The sequence below is a fragment of the Mesorhizobium sp. M7A.F.Ca.US.002.01.1.1 genome (assembly GCF_004022955.1).
Classification (GTDB): domain Bacteria; phylum Pseudomonadota; class Alphaproteobacteria; order Rhizobiales; family Rhizobiaceae; genus Mesorhizobium; species Mesorhizobium ciceri.
In genome coordinates this window covers 1-4,874 of sequence record NZ_RZQE01000452.1, presented here as the reverse complement: position 1 = coordinate 4,874, position 4,874 = coordinate 1, and the positions used below count along the sequence as shown (strand labels likewise).

5 protein-coding genes and 1 pseudogene are annotated in these 4,874 nt (G+C 61.6%); 2 read left to right on the top strand and 4 right to left on the bottom strand.

Features of this window, described 5'->3' with window-relative positions:
• Positions 1 to 105: 105 nt before the first annotated feature.
• The 3 genes from EN932_RS29390 to EN932_RS29380 form a co-directional block, all read right to left on the bottom strand.
• On the bottom strand, positions 106 to 1,371 hold the full coding sequence (locus EN932_RS29390; RefSeq protein WP_127388531.1) for a cysteine desulfurase-like protein: 1,266 nt from the start codon (positions 1,369 to 1,371) through the stop codon (positions 106 to 108).
• 51 nt (positions 1,372 to 1,422) lie between these two features.
• Positions 1,423 to 2,490: an aldo/keto reductase gene (locus EN932_RS29385; protein WP_127370093.1), complete on the bottom strand. Its 1,068-nt coding sequence runs from the start codon at positions 2,488 to 2,490 to the stop codon at positions 1,423 to 1,425.
• Between the two features lie 113 nt (positions 2,491 to 2,603).
• The gene (locus tag EN932_RS29380; RefSeq protein WP_082827379.1) at positions 2,604 to 3,059 is read right to left on the bottom strand and encodes a hypothetical protein; all 456 of its coding nucleotides are present in this window, start codon (positions 3,057 to 3,059) and stop codon (positions 2,604 to 2,606) included.
• A gap of 309 nt (positions 3,060 to 3,368) precedes the next feature.
• Here EN932_RS29380 and EN932_RS29375 point away from each other — a divergent pair, with 309 nt between their 5' ends.
• Entirely contained in the window at positions 3,369 to 3,533 is a 165-nt protein-coding gene (locus EN932_RS29375; RefSeq protein ID WP_023810361.1) for a hypothetical protein, read from the top strand.
• 61 nt (positions 3,534 to 3,594) lie between these two features.
• Here EN932_RS29375 and EN932_RS29370 read toward each other — a convergent pair whose 3' ends face one another.
• The gene (locus tag EN932_RS29370; RefSeq protein ID WP_063167831.1) at positions 3,595 to 4,101 is read right to left on the bottom strand and encodes a DUF1993 family protein; all 507 of its coding nucleotides are present in this window, start codon (positions 4,099 to 4,101) and stop codon (positions 3,595 to 3,597) included.
• Between the two features lie 138 nt (positions 4,102 to 4,239).
• On the opposite strand from EN932_RS29370, the pseudogene EN932_RS29365 reads away from it, so the two are divergent.
• Positions 4,240 to 4,874 (top strand): annotated as a pseudogene (locus EN932_RS29365) (DUF1176 domain-containing protein); the annotation flags it as partial.

Sequence of the window (4,874 nt, the reverse complement as noted above, 5' to 3'; positions counted from 1 at the left end):
GTCATCGTCCAGGAGGGCGGCTACCTCTGCGACGAACTCGGCGACAATCTCACGGCGTTCCTCACTGGTTTCGGCGGCAAGATGCGGTGAATGCTCAAGCCAGCGTCAGGAGCGCTGCTGCCTGAGCATGGCGATGACCCGATGCACACTTTCCAGCGTTTCGTCGATTTCGGCTGCCGTGTTGTAGTGAGCAATGCCGATGCGCACGACGCCATGCTCGGCTGGAATGCCGAGCTGGTGGACGATCTCCCAGGCGTAGTTGTGACCGGACCACAGGAAGATATTTTCGGCGTTCATCTGCCGCACGATTGTCTCCGGCACGATGCGCTCGACCGTGAAGGAAACCGTCGGCACGCGATCGCCGAGCCGCTTCGGGTCAGTGATGCCGTGGACGGTCAAGCCCTCGATATCGGACAGGCTGTCGATCAGTTGTTGCGCCAACGGGTTTTCGTATGCGATCGAAGCCGCGAACGCCTTGGCGATCTTCTGCCTTCTTGAACCGCCCTCGCCCGCCGCCGCGCCAAGGTCGGCAAAGTAGTCGACCGCGGCGGTGAGGCCGGCCATCAGCTCGATCTGCGGCGTGCCGAGTTCGAACCGCTCCGGCAGACCGTTGGAAGAGCAGCGGCATTTGTAGGGCTCCAGCGTCTCGATGACATCACGGCGGCCCCACAATATGCCCATATGCGGTCCGAAGAATTTGTAGGCCGAGCAGATCAAAAAATCGCAGCCGAGCTCCTGCACGTCGATCAGGCCGTGCGGCGCGAATTGGACGGCATCGACATAGACCAGCGCACCGGCATTCCTGGCTATCGCAGTCAGCGCCTTCACCCGGTTGATCGAACCGGTCAAATTGCTGGCGTAGTTCAACGCGACCAGCCGTGTCTTCTCCGAAAGCAAGCCAGCCAGCGTCGCCTCCTCGACCTGCCAGCTGGTTTCGTCGAACGGCAGCCAGCGCACGACGAGGCCGTGATCCTCGGCCAGTTGCAGCCAGGGCGAGACGTTGCCCTCATGGTCCATGCGGGTGAGAATGATCTCGTCACCGGGCTGCATCGTGCGGCCGAGCGTGCGCGAGATGTGGTAGGTCAGCGTCGTCATGTTGGCGCCGATGATGATTTCCTCAGGACTTGCGGCGCCGAGGAAATCGGCCATGGCCTCATGTGCCTCATCGACGACGGCCTGCGCGGCAATCGTCGTTTCGAAGTAGCCGCCAAGGTTCGCATTGGTGGTCAAGAGACAGCGCGATACCGCATCCGCCACTGCCTGTGGCACCTGCGTGCCGGCAGGGTTGTCGAGATAGATGCGGCGGCGGCCCTTGTCGGTCAGAGAGAGAGCGGGAAATTTTCCCCGGATAGCCTCGATCGGAAAATTCATTGCCGCCCTTCTCCCATTGTAATCGTTGGATATTCGGCCAGCAATCCCCGTTCAAGGACAGGGATTGCCGACCCGCTGGTGGATCGCATCCACCGCCTTCTGCATTTCGTCGGTCCAGACGACGTCGACGGAAGACAGCGCCATATCGAGCTGCGCAACGGTCGTCGCGCCGACGATGTTCGAGGTCACGAACGGCCGGCTCGAGACAAAGGCGTTGGCAAACAGTGCCGGCTCCAGGCCAAAGGAGCGCGCCAGCTCATTGTATTCGAGTTGTGCCTCGGCGGCACCTGGCGTCTCGTAGCGCTGGCCGCGATTGAACAGCTGCGTGCGCGAGCCCTGAGGCCGCGCGCCGTGGTCGTACTTGCCGGTGAGATAGCCCTGCGCCAGCGGCGAATAGGGCAGCAGCGACACCTGCTCGCGCTCGCAGACCTCGGCGAGATTCACCTCGAAGGTGCGGTTGACGAGATTATAGGCGTTCTGGATCGACGCGACGCGCGGGCCGATACCCTGGTCGGCTTCGGCAAGGAACCGCATCACGCCCCAGGAACTCTCGTTCGACAGGCCGAAATGCCGGATCTTTCCTGCCTTCACCAATTCGTCAAACACGGCAAGCGTCTCGGCGATCGGCGTTTCGCCGGCCGGTGCGCCGACGGAATCGGCGCGTGGCGACACGGCGCCGACGCGCGTCGGGTTGGCGCCCCAGGGGATATCCCGCTCCGGCCAGTGGATCTGATAGAGGTCGATGTAGTCGGTGCCGAGCTTGGCCAGCGACTTGTCGATGGCGTCAAAGATATCGGCGCGCACCAGTTGCGACGGCCTGTCGCCGCGAAACCAGCTGTTGGCCGTGCGGCCGACGACCTTCGAGGCCAAGATCACCTTGTCGCGGTTGCCCTTGGCCTTCATCCAGCTGCCGATGATCTTTTCGGTCCGCCCCTGCGTCTCCGCCTTGGGCGGGATCGGATAGAGCTCGGCAGTGTCGATGAAATTGACGCCGCGCGAGAAAGCCAGGTCCATCTGGGCGTGGCCTTCGGCCTCGGTGTTCTGCTGGCCCCAGGTCATGGAGCCCAGGCAGATCTGGGTAACAAGAAGATCAGTCCGACCGAGACGGCGTTTGTGCATGGATTCGGCTCCGGAGGAAGGCTGGCGCGACTGCGCGGAGGAGCCGCATCTATAGGCAAAGCAGAGCCGCTCTCCAAGCCTCGCCAGGCCGACTTTTGCGTGAACCAGCCGGGTTAGCGGCGAGCACCGGCCAGTGCACGACGCTTGGCCTCGTCGATCAGCATGTTGGCCACTTGCATGCGGATCATGGCGCGCTGGCGCAAATGTGGGGCGACGCGGTCGGGATGGTTGGCAAAGGCAAAGCTGCGGCGCATACGGCCGAAATCGGCGACCTGCTTGGGCTGATTGAGGCCGAGTTCGACGGCGATGGCTTCGGGATCGATCGGCGGCAGTTTTTCCTCGGGCTTTGGCTCTTCGCCGGCGAGAGCCAGCTTGGCATGATCGAGCAAAGCGGCGAATTCGGTCGCCAGATCCGCGCCTGCCTCGCGATATTCGGCAGCGGAAACCTTGATGCGACCGGAATGGAGCTCATCGGCCACCGAAAGATAGTCGAACGGGATGGATGGACGAGCGCCGGCCTCTACGTCCTCGCCATTCTTGTCGGGGGCGATGAAGAGGTCGTCGAGCAACGAAGCGAAATCCCGCTTGGCGCCAGTAGCGATGTCAGCCTCCCCCTCGCCCGACCATTCGGGTATCGAAGCATAGAACCGGCTCGTTAAAAATGCATGGCACCGATCTCAATGAATTTAGCCGTCGCCTCGTGGCAGCCATGCAGCCAGCATTCGAGGCTACGATGCGCGTCAGCAAAAGTTTCACCCGGTTGCGGAAAATGGCGAAAAAAATCGCCAAGACATGGCAGGTATGCAAATGCTGCACTGCACAATTGTCACGATTCACCTATATTGGCAGCCGTGGAGGACCAATTTGGGGCTTGAATCATGGGTTTCTTCACTGAAATGTTCGCCCGGCCTCGGCCACAGGAACATCTGAGATACCGCTCGGCGCTCGCGCTGCTTCATTCGATGAGCAATGCCGACCGCGCCGACATAGGGATCAAGCCGGCCGACTTCCCCCGCATCGCCCGCGAAATGTCCATTCGCTAGCTGCATCCGGTGTTCAGGATGTCCCGGATCGGTCCGGGACACCTCCAAAAAATTCAATTCCTTAGCGCGATCCCAGGAACGTCGCCTTGCCCAACGGTACGCCATTGTGGCGAAGGATGTCGTAAGCCGTGGTGAGATGGAAATAGAAGTTGGGCATGGCCACATGCAGCAGATACTGCAGGCCGGGCATCGAGCTTTCGCGTCCACCAAGCTTCAGCTCGATGATCTTGTCATCGGAGCCGTCGAATTCGGCAGCCGAAAATGTCGCGAGAAGGTCGAGCGTCTTCGTGATGCGAGCCTGGACATCGGCAAAACTCGCCTCATTGTCCTCGTATTTCGGCACTTCGCGGCCGGCGAGCCGTGACGGCGCGCCCTTGGCATGATCGGTGGCGATCTGCACCTGCCTGGTCAAGGCGAACATGTCCGGCGCCAGCCGCGCCGTCAGAAAAACCTGCGGGTCTATCTTGCGGTCCAGCGCATTCTGTTCGGCGGTCGCAAGCACATTGGAAAGCGCTTTCAGCCTAGCCGAAAACACCGGCACGGATGCCTCATACATCGATATCGTCACGTCAAATCTCCTGCCCGGCCCAGCGCCGGCGGACGCGACGTAGCGCCTTCGTGCAGGATTTTTCAAGGCCGCCGACGCCGCGTCACCACGTTGCCGCAATCGCCGTCGTAGAATCCTCTTATCGAGCGGAGGTTCCCGATGAGATGCGCCCTTTTCGCAGCGACTGCCTTTCTCTCCCTGGCCCCGATCGGTCAAACGACCTTGGCAGCCGAAGATGCCCCCGAAGCGCCCTATGTCGACGACCGGTCGAGCGCCGATGCTGTTGTTCGTTCGCTCTACAGCGCCATCACCCGGCACGAATTCGCCCGCGCCTGGGGGTATTTCGGCGATACAAAACCGGCAAAGGATTTCGACAGTTTCGTCAAGGGCTATGACGGCACCGACAAGGTCGAGGTCTTGACCGGGGCGGTTTCCGACGAAGGTGCGGCCGGCAGCATTTTCTACAACGTGCCCGTCGCCATCCGCGCCACCGACAAGAGCGGCGGCGAAAAGGTTTTTGCCGGCTGCTACACGCTGCGCCAGGTGAATGCCCAGATCCAGGCGGAGCCACCCTTCGATCCGATCCACATCGAGAATGGGGCACTGAAACCCTCCACCGCCGATTTCGAGGAGGCGCTGCCGCCAAGCTGCGGCGACGGGCCGCCGCCACCGAAGAAGGACACTGCGCTGGAGCAGGCAAAGAAGGCGTTTCTGGCAACCTATGGCGGCCAGTGCGACAAACAGTTCCTGGCCGACGAGCCAACGGTCTTTTCAATCAAATACAAGGACAAGGA

Coding starts and splice junctions, on each gene's coding strand:
- EN932_RS29390 (WP_127388531.1), bottom strand. CDS start 1,371: ATGAATTTTCCGATCGAGGCTATCCGGGGAAAATTTCCCGCTCTCTCT.
- EN932_RS29385 (WP_127370093.1), bottom strand. CDS start 2,490: ATGCACAAACGCCGTCTCGGTCGGACTGATCTTCTTGTTACCCAGATC.
- EN932_RS29375 (WP_023810361.1), top strand. CDS start 3,369: ATGGGTTTCTTCACTGAAATGTTCGCCCGGCCTCGGCCACAGGAACAT.